The organism is Arthrobacter sp. efr-133-TYG-118 (assembly GCF_030209755.1).
In the GTDB taxonomy this organism is placed as follows: Bacteria; Actinomycetota; Actinomycetes; order Actinomycetales; family Micrococcaceae; genus Arthrobacter.
On record NZ_JARVRH010000033.1, the window covers coordinates 65,598 to 84,186 of the forward strand.

General features: G+C 63.6%; 14 protein-coding genes and 1 tRNA gene. 4 read left to right on the forward strand and 11 right to left on the reverse strand.

The features are described from left to right. Positions 1-72: 72 nt before the first annotated feature. Positions 73-780 carry a class F sortase gene (locus QRN59_RS22215; protein WP_284984604.1) on the reverse strand — a complete coding sequence of 236 codons (708 nt, stop codon included), beginning with the start codon at positions 778-780 and terminating at the stop codon, positions 73-75. A 72-nt stretch (positions 781-852) separates the two neighbouring features. Then, a complete protein-coding gene (locus tag QRN59_RS22220; protein ID WP_284984605.1) occupies positions 853-1,593 on the reverse strand; it encodes a hypothetical protein in 741 nt (246 codons plus the stop codon). Between the two features lie 387 nt (positions 1,594-1,980). Between QRN59_RS22220 and QRN59_RS22225 the strand changes: the two genes are divergently transcribed. Further along, positions 1,981-2,367: a RidA family protein gene (locus tag QRN59_RS22225; protein WP_284984606.1), complete on the forward strand. Its 387-nt coding sequence runs from the start codon at positions 1,981-1,983 to the stop codon at positions 2,365-2,367. Positions 2,368-2,506: 139 nt separating this feature from the next. Here the strand turns inward: QRN59_RS22225 and QRN59_RS22230 are convergent, their stop codons facing one another. The 9 genes from QRN59_RS22230 to ilvD form a co-directional block, all read right to left on the reverse strand. Beyond that, positions 2,507-2,842 (reverse strand): DeoR/GlpR family DNA-binding transcription regulator, encoded by a 336-nt coding sequence (locus tag QRN59_RS22230; protein WP_284984607.1) that lies wholly within the window; start codon positions 2,840-2,842, stop codon positions 2,507-2,509. Between the two features lie 73 nt (positions 2,843-2,915). Then, positions 2,916-4,475, reverse strand: a complete 1,560-nt coding sequence (gene metG / locus QRN59_RS22235) for a methionine--tRNA ligase (protein WP_284984608.1) — start codon at positions 4,473-4,475, stop codon at positions 2,916-2,918. 77 nt (positions 4,476-4,552) lie between these two features. Further along, complete coding sequence (locus QRN59_RS22240) at positions 4,553-5,308, reverse strand: ABC transporter ATP-binding protein (RefSeq protein WP_284984609.1); 756 nt, start codon at positions 5,306-5,308, stop codon at positions 4,553-4,555. Next, positions 5,305-8,109 carry an ABC transporter permease gene (locus tag QRN59_RS22245; protein ID WP_284984610.1) on the reverse strand — a complete coding sequence of 935 codons (2,805 nt, stop codon included), beginning with the start codon at positions 8,107-8,109 and terminating at the stop codon, positions 5,305-5,307. Before QRN59_RS22245 ends, QRN59_RS22240 begins: the two co-directional genes overlap by 4 nt. A gap of 210 nt (positions 8,110-8,319) precedes the next feature. Continuing rightward, positions 8,320-9,915, reverse strand: a complete 1,596-nt coding sequence (serA, locus tag QRN59_RS22250) for a phosphoglycerate dehydrogenase (protein ID WP_236811602.1) — start codon at positions 9,913-9,915, stop codon at positions 8,320-8,322. Positions 9,916-10,099: 184 nt separating this feature from the next. Further along, positions 10,100-11,125, reverse strand: a complete 1,026-nt coding sequence (gene ilvC, locus QRN59_RS22255; protein WP_078108575.1) for a ketol-acid reductoisomerase — start codon at positions 11,123-11,125, stop codon at positions 10,100-10,102. Positions 11,126-11,206: 81 nt separating this feature from the next. Next, positions 11,207-11,719: an acetolactate synthase small subunit gene (ilvN, locus tag QRN59_RS22260; protein WP_028264679.1), complete on the reverse strand. Its 513-nt coding sequence runs from the start codon at positions 11,717-11,719 to the stop codon at positions 11,207-11,209. A gap of 2 nt (positions 11,720-11,721) precedes the next feature. Continuing rightward, complete coding sequence (locus QRN59_RS22265) at positions 11,722-13,623, reverse strand: acetolactate synthase large subunit (protein ID WP_284984611.1); 1,902 nt, start codon at positions 13,621-13,623, stop codon at positions 11,722-11,724. A 406-nt stretch (positions 13,624-14,029) separates the two neighbouring features. Beyond that, positions 14,030-15,751, reverse strand: a complete 1,722-nt coding sequence (gene ilvD / locus QRN59_RS22270; protein WP_284984612.1) for a dihydroxy-acid dehydratase — start codon at positions 15,749-15,751, stop codon at positions 14,030-14,032. Positions 15,752-16,047: 296 nt separating this feature from the next. Between ilvD and QRN59_RS22275 the strand changes: the two genes are divergently transcribed. From QRN59_RS22275 to QRN59_RS22285, 3 genes are all read left to right on the forward strand, one after another. Beyond that, the gene (locus QRN59_RS22275) at positions 16,048-17,118 is read left to right on the forward strand and encodes a sunset domain-containing protein (protein WP_284984613.1); all 1,071 of its coding nucleotides are present in this window, start codon (positions 16,048-16,050) and stop codon (positions 17,116-17,118) included. A 48-nt stretch (positions 17,119-17,166) separates the two neighbouring features. Further along, complete coding sequence (locus QRN59_RS22280) at positions 17,167-18,276, forward strand: PQQ-dependent sugar dehydrogenase (RefSeq protein WP_284984614.1); 1,110 nt, start codon at positions 17,167-17,169, stop codon at positions 18,274-18,276. 113 nt (positions 18,277-18,389) lie between these two features. Then, positions 18,390-18,465: transfer RNA gene (locus tag QRN59_RS22285), tRNA-Lys, on the forward strand. Positions 18,466-18,589 lie beyond the last annotated feature (124 nt).

The window sequence follows — 18,589 nt, forward strand, 5'->3', positions numbered from 1 at the left end:
ATCCACATGTTGGTCAAAATCGTCTCACCATTTGAGCGCCGGGCAGTCTTGAGGAGGGCCATCCGCGAGAAGCTATTGGCCGGGAACAGGTGAAGCGACCACGGCGACATTCTTGCCCCAGAGATCCTGCGTGTAGCAGCTGATCAGGACGAGGCGGTTGGGCACGGCCATCCAGACGGGACTGTCTTTCAAAGTCGATTTTGTGTAGGTCGTGACGGACTCGACTTTGTATGTCATCGTTCCCGTTGCAGTGACGACTTTGAGCTCATCCCCAGGGGCTGCTGCGTAGCTGAGATGGTTGAACGGCTCATCGAGGCCTTCCCAACTGTGCCCGATCACGTAAGTGGTATTCGTCGAGCCCGCTCCAGGGGTTCCAAACGGACTGAGCCAGTATCCATCCAGGGTCTCCGGCGGCTCAATGTTCTGCCCGCCAGCTGCGTCCGGTCGCAGCGGGTGAACCACCACATTGAGGCCCACCGCCGGGTATGTAATCTGCAAAGGGGCCGACGCCGCAGGCAGAGGCGTTCCCGCCCCAGTGGCAGGAGGAGCGCCCACCGCCGCACGGTTCGGCCCGGGCTTGATCGCAGGAGCCGGCGACGAAAGCGCTGGCTGCCCTGCGTTGGACGCGGGCGGATTCGCTGAGCCGGACGCACCATAGACCAGCCAGGAGGCAAGCAGCCCCCCGAAGCAAAGCACCAACAGGAAAAGATCCCTGGAACTGATGAGTAGCCCCCCGATGCCGGCTAAGCGAGGCTGCCGCGCGTAACGGTGACTTGCCATGATTCCTCCCGGAGGCTGCGAAGAAGGTGGATGGGTGCCGCACATCGCATTGCGGCACCCATCGGGGTTTGGCTAGCGGACGGCCTTCCGGGCCCGCACACCGCTCCTCACGACGACAAACGCGGCCACTGCACTAAAGAGAGCAGTCAGGCTGGCAAGCCAACCGGGGATACCTGCGTCCGCCTTCCCGCCAACGGCCGTCTGGACGTTGTAGCCCACATTGGTTATCGAGGGGTCCGGCGCGGCTGCAGCACCGGCAGCAGCTCCGGCCGCGGCGGGGGTGGCGGCTGTAGGGGTGGCGGCTGCAGGCGCGGGGGCTGCAGGCGCAGCGACGGGTGGAACCACGGGCGCGACGACCGGCGGCGCCACTGGCTCCAGCCGCTCCACAGGACCCCCCGGACTCACCGGCGGGCTCGTCACGGGCGGGCTGGTTACCGGCGGGTTCGTCACCGGCGGGTTCGTCACCGGCGGGCTTGTCACCGGCGGGCTTGTCACCGGCGGGCTGACCACCGGCGGACTCGTCACCGGCGCGCTCGCCACGACGCAGCCGGCGTTAAGGATGGCGATGTTCTCCGGGGTCAGGTTTTGACCGTTAGGCATGAAGTCGCCCGCGTTTGCGGGAACGATGTCGGCAGTGTCTGTGACATGCCCGGACAGCGCCGACAGGCTCATGGTCACTGCTACGTATGGGTGCGACGCCGAATGTGTGGCGTGACAGATGGTGATCTTGTCTGAGGGTGCAGCATTCGCCGACACTGTGGCACCCAGCAATCCCAGGCCCACAACCCCCATGGTGGCAATAGTTCGTTTCATTTCGGTCCCTCCAACCACGTCAGGTTCGAGCTGACCAGACTTTGCGGGAGTAACCGTCTTCGAGACCCAGGAAAGACGAGTACGGGAGACCTCAACCAGCGAGATGAATCTTGACAGTTACTCCCCAGAAAGTGTCATCAGTTCGCTTGCTTTTCAGGCTAGGTTTCCGGCTACTAATTAACGCGAGTGGCGGGTACGCGTTTACAGGTAGGCTCCAGGCCGCCTTATCCCGGCCGCTACCTGCTCCGGCTGGATCTCCACTCGCCGGCGCGAAGGTACCACTTGGAAGTCCAGCCACCCGTCGAATCCGCCGCAGGGCCTCGCCAAATAGTCACCGGCACCGCCGGACCTGAACCAGCCGGACAAAAACTACAATCACGAGAACCCTTGAACGAGCGCCAGAACATCTCATCCGGATCCGCCCGCGAACCGATCCTCGGCTACTCCCGCGCGGTCCGCGTCGGAAACCAGATCCTCGTGGCGGGAACCACCGCCGGCTCCAGCAACGGCGCAGTCGGCGGAAACGATGCCGCCGCCCAGGCCCGCGAAATCTTCAGCCGCATCGAGACCGCCCTCATCCAGGCCGGCGGATCATTCGCCGACGTCGTACGCACCAGGGTCTATCTCACTGACATTGCAGACTTCGACGCCGTTGGCGCCGTCCACGGTGAAATCTTCGGCGACATCCGTCCCGTGACCGCCGTCGTCGAGGTCGGCGCCCTGGCAGCCGACGACCTTCTGGTCGAAGTCGAAGCCGACGCGATCCTGCAATAGCACTCGGCACCGCGTCACGTCACGCACCTTTTTGCCGCCCACACTGCTCCGAACCCCGGAATCCCGGGCTCGCAGTCCGTTGGGGGCGCCAAAAACCTGCTCGGCGTGACGCGGCGCGGAGGTGTCGAGAGGTGGTGGGTTACGCGATGATTGTGACGCCGCCGCTCTTTTCGAGTGCTTCACGGATGGTGGCTGGTGGTTCGGAGTCGGTGATGAGCCCGTGCAGGTCCCTGAAGAAGTTTTGGGCGTTGGAGTTGGACAGCGCCATATCCCCGCCTCGGAGCCGGCCCCCGGCCGCGTGGACCACCACGTTCGGATGGTTCGAAAGTTCGATGGCCACAAGCAGCGAATTGGTCGCTACCGTGCCACGAAAATCACTGGGGATTGCCCTCGCCACGCTAAGCGCGCTTGTTCCGACACCTAGGACTACAAACTGCCCCGGCTCCAGCAACGAGGCAGGACATCGACCGGTCATGCGACGGGAAAAAGAGCACCCCCTCACCCGGTGGGGTGAAGGGGTGTCACGCACAGCAGAAGTGAGCGGGCGTCTAGGACTCGGCAGGCTCCTCGTAGCGCGGGAAGACCGGGGCCGGGGCCGGGAGCTCGGTGCCGGGGACGATCGGCGTTGCGATGGCCGCGAACCGGCGGGCCTCGCCTTCCGGCTGTCCCAGCACCTCAAGCAGCTTGGCGGCCGACGTCGGCATGACCGGCTGGGTGAGGATCGCCACGATGCGGACAACCTCCAGCGTGACGTACAGGACCGTGTTCATGCGCTCGACGTCGGTCTTGCGCAGCACCCACGGGGCCTGCTCGGCGAAGTACGCATTGGTGTCGCCCAGCACGGCCCAGATTGCCTCGAGGGCACGGCTGAATTCCTGCTTCTCGAAAGCGGCGCGGGCCACGTCCAGCAGTCCGGCGGCCTGGGCCAGCAGCGCGGTGTCCTCGGCCGAGAAATCGCCGGGAACGGGAACCTTGCCTTCGCAGTTCTTGGCCACCATGGACAGCGAACGCTGGGCCAGGTTGCCGAAGTTGTTGGCGAGGTCTGCGTTCATGCGGCCCACGATCGCCTCGTGGTTGTAGCTGCCGTCGGCGCCGAAGGGCACTTCGCGGAGGAAGAAGAAACGCACCTGGTCCAGTCCGTACTGCTCGACGAAGTCCTTGGGGGCCACCACGTTGCCGAGGGACTTCGACATCTTGACCCCATTGTTGGTCAGGAAGCCATGGATCATGACGCGCTTAGGCAACTCCAGGCCTGCGCTCATCAGGAAGGCGGGCCAGAAGATCGCATGGAACCGCGAGATGTCCTTGCCGATGACGTGGACGTCCGCGGGCCAGAACTTACGGAACGCCTCCGATTCGGCATCCGGGTAGCCGATGCCCGTCAGGTAATTGGTCAGGGCATCAACCCACACGTACATAACGTGCTTGTCGTTCCCCGGCACCGGTACACCCCAGTCGAACGTCGTCCGGCTGATGGACAAGTCCTGCAGCCCCTGCTTGACGAAGCTGATGACCTCGTTGAAGCGGTACTGGGGCGCGCCGAATTCCGGCTGCTCCTCGTACAAGGCCAGCAACCTGTCCTGGTAGGAGGACAAGCGGAAGAAGTAGCTCTCCTCGGCGGTCCACGTGACTTCGGTGTCGGTCCCGCGCGAGTAGCGGACGCCGTCGTCCTTCAGTACGGTCTCGTCCTCGGTGTAATAGGCCTCGTCGCGGACCGAGTACCAGCCCTCGTACTTGGACAGGTAAATGTCCCCCTTGGCTTCCATCTTCTTCCAGATGGCTTGGGAGGCAGCATAGTGATCGGCGTCCGTGGTGCGGATGAAGCGGTCGTAGGAGATGCCCAAGGCAGCGTGGGCGGCCTTGTAGATTTCGGCATTCCGGTCCACGAGTTCCTTCGGCGTGATGCCTTCCTTCTCCGCCGCCTGGGCAATCTTCATGCCGTGCTCGTCCGTACCGGTCAGGAACATCACGTCGTAGCCGTCGAGGCGCTTGAACCGGGCCATCGCATCGGTGGCGATGTACTCGTAGGCATGCCCGATATGCGGCTCGCCGTTCGGGTACGTAATGGCTGTGGTGATGTAGAACGGGGATTTATCTGGAGACGTCACTCTACGAAGTTACCTTCTCTTGGAGATGGAAAGACCGGACCGGCCGCATGTGACGGCCGGTCCGGAGGCATCGGCTACTAGTTCAATTCAGTCAGCGTATCGCTGAGCCTGACAAGCTCGTGGTCGTGCGACGCCACGAGCACGGCAATCCCGTCCTTGGTGGTGTCCTTCAGGATGCTGATGATGCGGTTTGCCGAGGTACGGTCCAGGCTGGCCGTTGGTTCGTCGACCACCAGCACGCGGGTGCCCAGGATCAGGGCCCGGGCGATCGCGACACGCTGGCGCTCACCGCCGGACAGTTGCGCCGGACGGTGGCGCATCCGCCGGCCCAGCCCCACAAGGTCCAGCAGGTCTTTGGCCATTTCGGTGCGCTGCTCCACTTCGCCGTCGGGAACGGCCGGCAACAGCACATTCTCCAAAGCGCTCATGCCGTCGATCAAGGCGCCGCCCTGGTCCACGTACCCGATCAGGGCGCGGCGGCGGTCGGCGATTTCGTCGTCGCCCATCTTCTCTAGGGAGTCGCCCTCCCAGAGGACACGGCCCGACGTCGGGAGCGTCAGTCCCGCTCCGACTGTCAGGATGCTGGTCTTGCCTGAGCCGCTTCGCCCGGCGACGCAGTGCATCTCACCGGCGTGCAGGGTCAGGTTGAAGTCCTCGACGACGGTGACCGGCTCAGCGCCACCCTTGTCACCGCCATAGCGGATGGTGATGTTGCTCAACTGCAGGGGCATGCCGTGGTCGGAAGCCCGCACGATGGTGTTGGCGCGGGTCTGGAACGACTCGTCGGTGGATTCCGTGGTCGCGGTCAGATCGGGTTGGAGATTGTCAGTCATTTGACCACTTTCGTTGCAATGGGAATCCAGCAAATTACGGCCAGCACTCCGGCCAACGCGGCCCAAAGTGCGGCATAAGGGGCGAGCAGCAGGCCCAGGCCCAGCGCCCCCAGGACGCCCAGGATCAGGGCCACGGCTCCGACCAAGGCATTTTCGAAGAATCGGACCTGTCCCAGCATGTCCGGGTTCCAGCCCATGGCCCGGAGCGTGCCGAGCTGTTCCCGCCTGGCCTGGAGTTCGAACCGACCCGTGACCAAGGTCAGCACGAGGCCAACGAGCACCCCGCAGACTGCCAGGATGACGCTCGGCAGCGCGACGGTGGCGGAGGCGAGCCCGCTGAGGGCGCTGGCTCCAGCTGCCCGCGGGATGTCAATGAGCAAGGCGATCAGGGCACCAACGGCCGCCCCGAATACGCCCACGGCCACGGCCAGCGCCACTGAGCTGAAACGGTGGGTGACCAGCTGGCGGTACGCAAACGTCAGCGGCGAATCCACCGGGATCAGGCGTTCATCGTGTTGTGGTTCCTGGTCAACGACGTCCCGGTGCCGCAATTGCTGGGCCGCGATATAGGCGGCAGCGCAGTAAATGAGCAACACCGACGCGGAAACAATGACCGTAGCCAGGTTCCAGCTCAGAAGGCTCAGCGCAATGCCTGCCACGGCAACGATCCCCGCACCGATGCCAAACTCCTCAAGGACCCAACTTCGGATCTTCCTTTGGGTCCAGCCCATGGCGCGGAGGATCCCCGCCTCGCTGCGTCGCTGGCGGATATAGCTGACTGTGGAAGCGCCGGTCAGGAGGGTGGCCCCGCACAGCGTGAGGAAGAGGAGGGTGATGTTGGTGCCAGTCAGGGAGCCGGAAACGGCATCGGCGGCATCCTGCCGAACCCACGACTGCTGGACGGTGCCCAGTGCGGATTCCTTGCCGGCGTCGTCCTTTGAGTATCCAGGGACGAAGATGTTGGCGTCTTCACGCGCGGAGCCGGCCACCACTGTGGCTTCGAGACCCATGTCACGGATCTGGGCTGCGAGCTTGTCGACCTCCGGTTGGGCTTGCTTCCAGTTGCCCGGCGCGCTGGCGCGGACCCGGACGGCATCGATCACGTTGGCGTTGGAATCGTAACCGCGCGCGGCGGCAAGGCCGTAGTAGTCGGTAATCGCCCCGGCAGACTGGCTGACCAGGCCCGTGTCGCTCAGCGAGGGCTTGAGGCCCTTTGCTGGGGTGTCATTGCCGGACGCGTCCTTCTGGAGCGTCATCGGGGCCGGATCGTAGCCACCCAGGGGCAGCTTGTTGACGTCGCCTGCCGCTTTCTGGATCTGGGCCGGATCAAACGTCCCGTAGACGATCGGCAGCGGGGTAGCTGGCTTCGATCCCGTGGAAAGGTTCTCCCGGTACGAGCGCTCGTCGACTGGCTTGCGCTGGCTCTGGTCCACCATCGCCCCGAAAGCAGACTTCTCGGGCAGCTTGTTGACGGTAACCCAGTCCCCCGGAGTGGCGGACTTGCCGACGGCTCCATTCGCGGAGGTTTCGCCGTCCTTGTACTTGGGCGCGGCTGCGAAGTCCGTGCTCCACTGGGCTGGCTGGTACAGGCCTTGGCTGAAGTTGCCCATGTTGCCCAGCAACTGGCTGTGGTCCGTGGATCCTGGCCATGACAGGGCGAATGGCGACTTTGACACGAAGGGCAGGTAGTCCTTGTCCAAGGAACGCGAGACAGTGCCGACGTCGTTGACGACCTTGCCCGAATCATCGATTTCCTCGATCTTGACCGAGTACTTCAGATCGAGTGAGGTTCCCTGCCGGACGATCAAAGGAATGGCCTGCGAGGCATCCGTGATCTGGCCGGACAGCTTTGCCTGCTGGTACTGGGTCATGAGGGGAGCCCAGTATTTGAGCTTGACACCCATGAAATCCGGGCCTTGTTCGAGTTCCTGCTGCGTAGGGCTCTTGGCGAAGAGTTGTTCGAAGTAGCGGCCGATCGCACCGGCGTTGCGGGTGTCAGCCGGCGGCGCCTTCTGCAGCGGTGCGAGGAAGTCTCCGGCCGAGCCCAGGAGGGCGCGTTCAGCGGTCGGATCGACGGCGACCACCGACTCGGTGACTTGTGGAGCCATGGGGAGCGCCACGGAAAGGTTGAAGAGGTTGTGTTCCGAGCCACCGGCAGGAGCAGGGAACTTGATGCCGGTCTCCCCCGCGGGGCCGGCGATGCGGATGCTCTTGCCCCCGGCAGTCTGCTGCTCTATGACCTGCCCCTTGCCGAGCGTGCCTTCAGCGCTGGTCTGGAAGAGGGTTTGCTGGGAGACTCCGTCGGAGCTCACGGCAGTGGCCGTCAGTCGGTACTTCTTGGGCTGCGCGGGAAGCACGGATTCCGGCGCGGGCCAGCTCTTGGAGTCCGTTCCGGTGGGATCCCCCGCGGTGGCTCCGCCGGCCAGCCCTGCGTTGTAGCCGAGGTAGTCCATTGCATCGAGACGCGGGGTTTCCAGGTTCTGCGTCACCCGGGAAACGAGGCTGATGGGTGCCGCGACCGACGCACCGCTCAGCCCACGGATCTTCTCGAGTTGCGGGAAGCTGATGCCGCCCTGGCCGTTCGCGATGTCCGGCTGGAGGAGTGCCCCGCCGTCCTTGGTATTCGCGGACTTGGCCTGAACCAGGATGTCGTAAAGGCCGCGCGAGTTCTCATCCACCGTCCGGTTCAGCGCGGCCTGCGACTGGCTCTGGATGAATACGGACAAACACATGGCGACGATCAAAATGGCCGCGGTCAACAGAAGCACACGGCTTCGGATGAACCTCTGGACGGCGTTCATAGGGCTCCCTGAGTCCTGGATTGCGGGTGTGCACACTGCTGTCCCTGGAACCATGCCGAGGCAAGAGGAATCCACCGGGTGCGTGCAAAAGTTATTGGCCGGCCTGCCGCCGGTTCCGAATTTCGGACCAAGCCATTGTAGGCAGACCGGCCAATAATATGTGGCCGATGTGAACTGCGGCACACTTTTCTAGCTCAAACGGTGAGGATGCTAGTCCTCCAGATCCACTTCACGAACCATGTCGGCACCGATGCCGGCCTTGATGGCTTCAAGGACCTGCTGGGGCACCGAAGTGTCGATCGTCAGCAGCGCCAAGACCTGGCCGCCTTCGCTCTGGCGGGCCACCTGCATGCCACCGATATTGATATTGTTCATGCCCAGGATGTGGCCGATGGTACCGATGACACCGGGACGGTCCGCGTAGGAAACAACCACCAGGTGCTCGCTGATCGGGATTTCGACGTCGTAGCCGTTGACGCCCACGAGCTTCTGGACCTGCTTGGGCCCGGTGAGCGTGCCGGCCACGGAAATCTGGGAGCCGTCGCTCAGTGCTCCGCGGATAGTCAGGACGTTGCGGTAGTCCTCGGCTTCCGGCGTCGTGATCAGGCGGGTGTTGATGCCGCGCTGCTCGGCGATGACGGGGGCGTTGACGTACGAGACCTGCTCGGTCACGACGTCGGCGAACACCCCCTTGAGCGCTGCCAGCTCGAGGACCTTCACGTCCAGGCTGGCGATTTCGCCCGCGACCTCGACGTCGATCTGCGTCAGGGATGCGTGGGTGAGGGCCGTGAAGATCCGGCCGAGCTTCTCGATCAGCGGGATTCCGGGGCGAACGTCGGAAGCGATCACGCCACCTGCAACGTTGACTGCATCCGGGACGAGTTCGCCGGCGAGGGCGAGGCGCACGGACTTCGCAACGGAGACGCCGGCTTTTTCCTGGGCTTCGTCCGTGGACGCACCGAGGTGGGGCGTCACGATGACATTGTCCATGCCGAAGAAGGGAAGGTCGGTGCTCGGCTCCTTGACGAAAACGTCAATGCCGGCGCCCGCGATCTGGCCGTCTTCCAAAGCCTCGTGGAGGGCTTCTTCGTCGATCAGGCCCCCACGGGCGACGTTGACAACGTACGCCGTTTCCTTCATCTTCTTGAAGGCATCGGCGCCCAGCATGCCCACGGTTTCCGGGGTTTTGGGCATGTGGATGGTGATGAAGTCCGACTTCTCAAGCAGCTCGTCCAGGGTGACGAGCTTGACGCCGAGTTGCGCCGCGCGTGCCGAGGTGATGTAGGGGTCGTAGGCGAGGATCTCGGTCTCGAAGCCTTGGAGGCGGGCAGCCACGAGCGCTCCGATGCGTCCGAGGCCGATGATGCCGATCTTCTTCTCGAAGAGTTCGATGCCCGTGTACTTCGAGCGCTTCCACTCGCCGCCCTTCAGGGCGGAACTGGCCTGCGGGATGTGGCGGGCGAGGCTGAGGATGTGGCCGACCGTAAGTTCGGCAGCGGACACAATGTTCGACGTCGGGGCGTTGACCACCATGACGCCGGCCTGGGTGGCGGCCTTGATGTCCACGTTGTCCAGGCCGACACCGGCACGCGCGATGATCTTGAGGTTCTTGGCTGCGGCAATTGCCTCGGCGTCCACCTGGGTGGCTGAACGCACGAGGATGGCGTCGACGTCGACGATTGCGGAGAGCAGCTGGGAGCGGTCCGCGCCGTCGGTTTGGCGGATCTCGAAGTCCGGACCAAGGGCCTCGATCGTGGCGGGCGAAAGTTCCTCAGCGAGGAGTACTACTGGCTTGGTGCTAGTCACCGGTGACCTCTTTAGCTCTCTTTTTCAGGTGGGGTTTTGGTGAAACGATTCTTTGACGACGAAGGCCGGACCCGGTATACCGGGTCCGGCCTCCATGCCGGGCGGCTTCATTTCGAGCCTATCCCGAACGGCGTTCTGTGTTGAATTGCTACGGCTCCTGCCGCGGCTTCAACGGGTGCCTTGACTAGCGGGCTGCGGAGCCTTCGACGTAGTCCTCGTCCTGCTGCTGCCAGGAGAACAGCGAACGCAATTCGCGGCCGACACCCTCGATCGGGTGCTGCTCTGCCTTGGCCCGCAGTTCCTTGAACTCGACTGCGCCGTTGTCCTGGTCGTCGATGAAACGCTTGGCGAAGGCACCGGACTGGATGTCCGCGAGGACGCCGGCCATGTTTTCCTTGACCCGGGGGTCGATGACGCGCGGGCCGGAGACGTAGTCGCCGTACTCTGCGGTGTCGGAAACGCTCCAGCGCTGCTTGGCGATGCCGCCCTCCCACATGAGGTCAACGATGAGCTTGAGCTCGTGAAGAACCTCGAAGTAGGCGATCTGCGGCTGGTAGCCGGCTTCCGTCAGGGTCTCGAAGCCGTACTGGATCAGCTGGGAGACACCGCCGCACAGGACAGCCTGCTCGCCGAAGAGGTCGGTTTCGGTCTCTTCGGTGAAGGTGGTCTTGATGACGCCGGCACGGGTGCCGCCGATTGCCTTCGCGTAGGACTTGGCCAGTTCCCAAGCGGAACCGGAAGCGTCCTGCTCGACGGCGATGATGTCCGGGATACCGCGGCCGGCTTCGAATTCGCGGCGCACGGTGTGTCCGGGAGCCTTCGGAGCGATCAGGATGACGTCAACGCCCTCGGGCGCCTCGATGTAGCCGAAACGGATGTTGAAGCCGTGGGCGAAGGCAAGGGCCTTGCCGGCGGTCAGCTTGTCCTTGATGGAGTCGTTGTAGATCGCACGCTGGTGCTGGTCCGGTGCCAGGATCATGATGACGTCGGCCCATTCGGCGGCGTCGGCAACGTTCTTGACCGTGAAGCCTGCGTCCTCGGCCTTGGCGATCGACTTCGAGCCTTCCTTGAGCGCGATGACAACCTCGACGCCGGAGTCGCGCAGGTTCAGCGCGTGGGCGTGGCCCTGGGAACCGTAGCCGACAATGGCAACCTTGCGACCCTGGATGATCGACAGGTCTGCGTCGTCGTCGTAGAACATTTCAGTCACTTGCGTAACTCCTCTTGAGTGGTTTTGTAGATATTGTCTGTGGTTCGGTATCGGGCTGCTACGCAGTACCTAAGACGGTGCCTAAGCGCTGCGTAAAGCCCTGTCACTCATGGAGCGGGATCCCCGCCCAACGGCCAAGGTGCCGGACTGCACTATTTCGCGGATGCCGAACGGCTCAAGCACTGAAAGCAGCGCTGCAAGCTTTTCCGGGGTACCGGTTGCCTCAATGACCACCGAGTCTGTGGAAACGTCAACCACTGAGGCACGGAACAAGTCTGCAGCTTGGGTGACCTGCAGGCGTGTCGCGGCATCCGCACGTACCTTGACCAGGATGTGGTCACGTTGCACGGAAGATTCTGAAGTCAGCTCGACAATCTTGATCACGTTGATCAGTTTGTTGAGCTGTTTGGTGACCTGCTCGATGAGGTCGCCATCGGCGTCGACGACGACGGTCATCCGGGAAATCCCGGAGACCTCGGTGGGGCCGACGGCCAGGGAGTTGATGTTGAAGGCCCGCCGGGCGAAGAGGCTGGCCACGCGGGTCAGCACGCCGGGCTTGTCTTCGACCAGAACGGACAGTGTGTGGCGGCTCATGGCTAGTCCTCCTCTTCCCATTCCGGGGTCATGTTGCGGGCGACCTGGATCTGGTCATTCGAGACTCCGGAAGGGACCATCGGCCACACCATGGAGTTCGGGCTGACCACGAAGTCGATGACCACGGGACGGTCATTGATTTCCAGGGCCTTCTGGATGGTTGCGTCGATATCCTCGTCCCGCTCGCAGCGGAACGCGGCACAGCCGTAGGCGTCTGCCAGCTTGACGAAGTCAGGGATACGGACGGTGTCGTGGCCGGTGTTCAGGTCGGTGTTGGAGTAGCGGCCTTCATAGAAGAGGGTCTGCCACTGGCGCACCATGCCCAGCGAGGAGTTGTTGATGATGGCAACCTTGATGGGAATTTTGTTGATGGCGCAGGTGGCCAATTCCTGGTTGGTCATCTGGAAGCAGCCGTCGCCGTCGATCGCCCAGACCACGCGGTCGGGTTCGCCGACCTTGGCGCCCATGGCTGCCGGCACGGCATAACCCATGGTGCCGGCACCGCCGGAGTTCAGCCAGGCGTGGGGACGCTCGTACTTGATGAACTGGGCGGCCCACATCTGGTGCTGGCCAACGCCTGCAACGTAGATGCCTTCCGGACCGGTGAGCGCACCAATGCGTTCGATGACCCGCTGGGGGGCACTGAGTCCGTCGTCCGGTTCAGTCCAGCCCAAGGGGTAGGTATCGCGGAGGTTGTTGAGGAACGCCCACCAACCGTCGAGGTCCGGGGTGCCGGATTGTTCGAAGGCGTTCCGGACAGCCTCGCTCAGTTCCGGAATGATCTCCTTGACGGAGCCCACGATCGGAACGTCAGCCGTGCGGTTCTTGGAAATCTCCGCGGGGTCGATGTCCGCGTGGATGATCTTGGCGTGCGGAGCGAAGGTGCTGAGGACACCTGTCACCCGGTCATCGAAGCGCGCACCGAGGGTGATCAGCAGATCGGACTGCTGCAGTGCGGTGACCGCGGAAACCGTGCCGTGCATGCCCGGCATGCCGACGTGCTGCGGGTGGGAATCCGGGAACGCGCCGCGGGCCATGAGGGTGGTCACCACGGGTGCGCCGGTCAGCTCTGCGAGTTCGCGCAGTTCGGCCGAAGCGTGCGCCTTGACCACACCGCCACCGACATACAGGACAGGCTTGTGTGCCGCAGCGATCAGCCGGGCAGCCTCGCGCACCTGCTTGTTGTGGCCACGGACCACCGGCCGATAGCCCGGCAAATCGATCTTGGGCGGCCAGGAGAAGGTCATGGTGCCCTGCTGGGCGTTCTTGGCGATGTCCACCAGTACCGGACCGGGACGCCCGGTGCTGGCAAGGTAGAAAGCTTCGGCCATGACATGCGGAATGTCATTGGGATCCGTCACCAGGAAGGAATGCTTGGTGATCGGCATGGTGATGCCGACGATGTCTGCTTCCTGGAAGGCATCCGTGCCAATGACCGAAGCCGATACCTGGCCGGTAATGGCAACGAGGGGCACGGAGTCCATGTGGGCATCCATGATGGCGGTAACGAGGTTGGTGGCACCGGGGCCCGAGGTGGCGATGCAGACGCCAACCCGTCCGGTAACCATGGCGTAGCCTTGGGCTGCGTGGCCGGCTCCCTGTTCGTGACGGACCAGGACGTGATTCATCTTGGAGGCCATCAAGGGGTCATAGGTGGGGAGGATCGCGCCACCGGGCAAACCAAAAATATCGTCCACGCCGAGTTCTTCGAGCGAGCGGACAATAGCTTCCGAGCCGGTCATCACCGTTGGGGGTACAACGTTGTTCGGCCCGAGTACAGGAGAGAGAGTTGCAGCATTGTCGACGACGGCGTCAGCCGTACGGTCGACCTTTTCCGGAGCCTTGGGGGCTCCAGCGGACTTTGCAGCCATCAGCGAGGGGCTGATCGGCGATCCTTTGCTCATCGGACTCTTCCTTTGGGGATCATCAATTAGTGAAAGTTACTGCGTGGGTACTGCGTTCATGCGGGTTCTTGCTTCGCGCCGTCCCCTGCGGGAAATAAAAAAACCCCTCAGCCTTGCGGCTCTTCGAGGGGTTGCGCGTGACGGTTCGTTACCAGTCGGGCTAGGAGGCCACGCGCTTGGTAAGTACGACAGTGCCCACGGTGGCGCCGACAGTAACGAATGCGATCATGCGTTCAGTGTTCCCTCTTTGTGAGATAAGTGTCAAACGATGAAGATGTCATCTCACTATGTGGACCCCATTGTCCACGGGTTGGTCATGCCCGGCCGCCCAACTGACTCGCAGTTGTTGTCGCTATGAGGCGTCAAAACGACAACAAGTGCGAGTCAGTTGGGCCGGAACCCGGAACTAGCCGCAGTAGGCGCCGGTGGAGGCGCTGTGCACCAGCTTGGCGTACTTCGCGAGGACGCCCTTGGTGAACTTGGCCGGGAGGGGCTCCCAGCCGACCTTGCGGGACTCGAGTTCTGCTTCGTCCACCAGGAGGTCGAACGAACGGGCGGCGATGTCCACGCGGATCTTGTCGCCGTCCTTGACGAAGGCGATGGGACCGCCGTCGACGGCTTCAGGCGCAACGTGCCCGATGCACAGACCGGTGGTTCCGCCCGAGAAGCGGCCGTCGGTCAGCAGGAGCACGTCCTTGCCGAGGCCCGCGCCCTTGATGGCGCCGGTGATGGCGAGCATCTCACGCATGCCCGGGCCGCCCTTGGGTCCTTCGTAGCGGATCACGACGACGTCCCCGGCCTTGATCTCACCCTTGTCCAAAGCGTCGAGGGCACCCTGCTCGCGTTCGAACACGCGGGCGTTTCCTTCGAAGACATCGGCGTCAAAGCCTGCGCTCTTCACGACGGCACCTTCCGGCGCCATGGAACCGTGCAGGATGGTGATGCCGCCGGTCTTGTGGATCGGGTTGTCCAGGGCGCGCAGGATCTTGCCGTCCAGGTCCGGCGGGTTGATGGAGGCCAGGTTCTCGGCAAGGGTCTTGCCCGTGACCGTCAGGCAGTCGCCGTGCAGCAGTCCGGCGTCGAGCAGCGCCTTCATGATGACCGGCACGCCGCCGATCTTGTCGACGTCGGTCATGACATAGCGGCCGAAGGGCTTGAGGTCGCCCAAGTGCGGGATCTTGTCGCCGATGCGGTTGAAGTCGTCCAGGGTCAGTTCGACCTCGGCTTCCCGGGCGATCGCGAGCAGGTGCAGGACGGCGTTGGTGGAACCGCCGAAGGCCATGGTGACGGCGATGGCGTTCTCGAACGCCTTCTTGGTCATGATGTCCCGGGCGGTGATGCCGAGGCGGAGCAGGTTGACCACTGCTTCGCCGGACTTGCGGGCAAAGTCATCACGACGGCGGTCTGCCGAGGGCGGGGCGGCCGAGCCCGGCAGGGACATGCCGAGGGCTTCGCCGATGCACGCCATGGTGTTGGCCGTGTACATACCGCCGCAGGCTCCTTCACCAGGACAGATCGCGCGTTCGATGCGGTCTAGGTCACCCCTGCTCATCTTGCCTGCAGCGCACGCGCCCACGGCTTCGAAGGCGTCGATGAGGGTGACTTCCTTCTCCGAGCCGTCCTCGAGCTTGACCCAGCCCGGCATGATGGAACCGGCGTAAAGGAAGACGCTGGCGAGATCCAGGCGGGCAGCCGCCATCAACATGCCCGGGAGGGACTTGTCGCAACCGGCCAGCAAAACAGAGCCGTCGATACGCTCAGCCTGCATGACCGTTTCAACGGAGTCGGCAATGACTTCGCGCGAAACAAGGGAAAAGTGCATGCCCTCGTGGCCCATGGAAATACCGTCCGAAACGGAAATGGTGCCGAACTGCATGGGGAAACCACCGCCGGCGTGAACGCCTTCCTTGGCACCCTGGGCGAGTCGGTTCAGGGAGAGGTTGCAGGGCGTAATTTCGTTCCACGAGCTCGCGACGCCGATTTGCGGCTTGGCGAAGTCATCATCGCCCATGCCTACGGCCCGGAACATGCCTCGCGCGGGGGCGGCATGGATGCCGTCCGTTACGACCCGGCTGCGTGGCTTGATGTCCGGCTGGTTGTCTGTCGCAATTGGGGTGTGGTCACTCATGGGCACGAGTCTATGACTCTTGAGCTGTGGCCAACGAACATGATTGGCGGGTTAAGGCGAATTTAGCGCTATTTCATTCAATATTTCATTCAAATAATGGACAGTCGTCTCGATATGTGAGACATCAGTCTCATTGCCGGCCGCGGTTCCATCCGACAGGAACGCGGACGGCGCTGAAGGCCGCGAATCGATTGACTAACCTAGACAGCCCCGTGACACGGACGTAACGTCAAATCACGACCACTGCGCCACTCGAACAGACATGCGCCAATTGAACAGACAGAAGGGCTCCTCCCATGGATTGGTTGATCTGGGTCATCGTCATCGTGTTGATCGTCGCGATTGTCTGGTGGCTCCTGAGCCGCAATAGAGCGAAGTCTTCCTCGGGCGCCATGGCCCCGGCCTCGCCGTCACCGACCGCCTCGTCACCGCAAATGGATGTCGCTTCCGCCGCCCTGACAGGCTCCGCCCCTTTGGTCGCTGCAACCGCGACCGCCGATCAAGACTTCGGCGGGTCGCGCGCGGCAGCATCCGAGGCCGAACCCGAGCCGGAAGCGGCAACTGAGGCGGGCGGCGTCGACGTCGACGACTGGGAGGGCCCTGTCCCTCCCCTCAAGACCGGAATGGCCGCCCCGGAAGGGCCCTCCGTGTCCGGAACCTCCGCGGAAGAACCCGTGTTCGAGGAGCCCGCGCTCTCGGAACCCGTGCTGTCCGAGGACGCGGTTTCCGAGGCCGCACTTTCCGAGGCCGCCGCACCGATCGCCGCCGAGCCGGAACTTGAGGGGGGCGTGACGGCCGACGACGTTACAGCGGCCGACGGCGGACCCGCCGCTGCCGCCGCTGCCGGTGTTCCGGCGTCGTCGAGCACGGAACCAGCCACCCCCGAACAGTTGGCCGACAGCGCCGAGTGGGAAGCCACCTGGAGCGAAGGCGGCGCACCCGCGGCCCCCGCCCCTATCCACCACCGCGAATACACGGACGCCCATGCACCGACGCTTCCCGGTGCGGAATCCGCCGCGGCGGAGGCAGCCGACGCTGCTGCGGAAGGGGTGCAAGAAGACCGGGCCGAAGCTACCGACGCGGTCCCGGCGCCTGTTGAGTCAACCACCCTGGCCCAGGATTCCGCGGGCGCGTCACCGCTGGGCGGGCATCTCGCCGCCGAGCAGCCGTACGGTGAAGGCTCGGCTGCGGCCGGCGCTGACGGGAGCGGCCCCGATGGCTACACAGTCAAGGGCAACGCGGACACCATGACCTACCACGATGAAGACAGCCCGTCCTACGACGAAGTCAAGGCCGAAATCTGGTTCATTTCGAGCGCCCACGCCGAGGCAGCCGGTTTCCGGCCGCCTCGCAGGAACCGCCGCTGAGAGCCCCCAGGACCTGAAGACCCAGGGCAGTAAGCGGCCCTGCAACCAATGAACCAAGCAAAGGCGGGTTCAGGGAGCGTTTTCCGGTCCCGCCTTGCGCTTGTCCGGGCTCCGATTTTAGTGGCCTGCCTCGTGGCTTTGCTGCTGGGCGCATGCACGGGGAGTGCCCCCGGTCCGGGGCCCACCCAAGGCAACGCACCGGAGTTGCTTCGGAAGCTTGACCTCAACCTGACACTCCCGTGGTCCATCGTGTTCCTCGACGACGGCACTGCCATCATCTCCGAACGCGACACAATGCTGATCAAATCGGTCCGGAACAATCGGGCCACGACGGTAGGCGAGTTTCCCGGCGTCGTGCCGGGCGGCGAAGGCGGCCTGCTGGGGCTGGCACTCTCCCCGGCGTTCGCCAGCGACCGCCTGCTCTACGCCTATTTCACCGCTGAATCGGACAACCGGATTTCGCGCACCCGCCTCGAGCAGGCCGCAGACGGGCGGTTGGGTCTCGGCACACCCGAAGTCATCTTCTCCGGCATTCCCAAAGCCTCGACCCACAACGGCGGGCGCATCCGTTTCGGCCCCGACGGGTTCCTCTACGTCGGCACGGGAGATGCGCAGCACCCGGAGCAAGCACAGGACCGCAATGCGCTCGGCGGGAAGATCCTGCGGCTCACCCCCGAGGGGAAAGCCGCGCCGGGCAACCCGTTCGGCAACAACCCCGTTTACAGCTATGGACACCGCAACGTGCAAGGTCTGGCATGGGACAGCTCCGGGAGGCTGTGGGCGAGCGAATTCGGGCCCGACGTCAACGACGAACTCAACCTCATCGAAGCGGGCGGCAACTACGGTTGGCCACAAGTGACCGGCGCCCCTGGCCACACCGGCTACATCGATGCCAAGGTTGTCTGGCCGTCGACGGCGGATGCCTCGCCGAGCGGGCTGGAAATCGTCAACGGAACGGCCTTCACGTGCGCGCTGCGCGGGCAGCGTTTGTGGACGGTACCGCTGAACGGAAAAACGGCGGGGAATCCCGTGGCATACCTCACAGCTGGCTATGGACGCCTACGGGACGTTTCGCTTGCGCCGGACGGCACACTTTGGGTCCTCAGCAACAACCAAAACCCTGACTTTGCACTGGTCCTGAAGCCTCCCGGCCAGTGACACGCAGGAGGCCCAGGCCGATTTCACACTTCGGCAAGTGTCGTGTAGAGTTACATGTCGTTGCGGAGATCAACGAGGGAAGAAAAGCCCTCAGCTGGTCGAAATCGACAAATGCACCTCTAGCTCAATTGGCAGAGCAATTGACTCTTAATCAATGGGTTCCGGGTTCAAGTCCCGGGGGGTGCACCAAAGGGAAGGGCCCTTGAGCGGCAGCAGCCGCTCAAGGGTTATTTCTTTGCGTTGCGAGCAACAAACAATTGCACCTCTAGCTCAATTGGCAGAGCAATTGACTCTTAATCAATGGGTTCCGGGT

What these genes read in the sequence shown, in the direction of transcription:
- ilvD (WP_284984612.1), bottom strand. Translation starts at nt 15,751, where the DNA reads ATGAGTGACCACACCCCAATTGCGACAGACAACCAGCCGGACATCAAG.
- QRN59_RS22275 (WP_284984613.1), top strand. Translation starts at nt 16,048, where the DNA reads ATGGATTGGTTGATCTGGGTCATCGTCATCGTGTTGATCGTCGCGATT.
- QRN59_RS22230 (WP_284984607.1), bottom strand. Translation starts at nt 2,842, where the DNA reads ATGACCGGTCGATGTCCTGCCTCGTTGCTGGAGCCGGGGCAGTTTGTA.
- QRN59_RS22280 (WP_284984614.1), top strand. Translation starts at nt 17,167, where the DNA reads ATGAACCAAGCAAAGGCGGGTTCAGGGAGCGTTTTCCGGTCCCGCCTT.
- QRN59_RS22220 (WP_284984605.1), bottom strand. Translation starts at nt 1,593, where the DNA reads ATGAAACGAACTATTGCCACCATGGGGGTTGTGGGCCTGGGATTGCTG.
- ilvN (WP_028264679.1), bottom strand. Translation starts at nt 11,719, where the DNA reads ATGAGCCGCCACACACTGTCCGTTCTGGTCGAAGACAAGCCCGGCGTG.
- QRN59_RS22240 (WP_284984609.1), bottom strand. Translation starts at nt 5,308, where the DNA reads ATGACTGACAATCTCCAACCCGATCTGACCGCGACCACGGAATCCACC.
- QRN59_RS22265 (WP_284984611.1), bottom strand. Translation starts at nt 13,623, where the DNA reads ATGAGCAAAGGATCGCCGATCAGCCCCTCGCTGATGGCTGCAAAGTCC.
- QRN59_RS22245 (WP_284984610.1), bottom strand. Translation starts at nt 8,109, where the DNA reads ATGAACGCCGTCCAGAGGTTCATCCGAAGCCGTGTGCTTCTGTTGACC.
- QRN59_RS22215 (WP_284984604.1), bottom strand. Translation starts at nt 780, where the DNA reads ATGGCAAGTCACCGTTACGCGCGGCAGCCTCGCTTAGCCGGCATCGGG.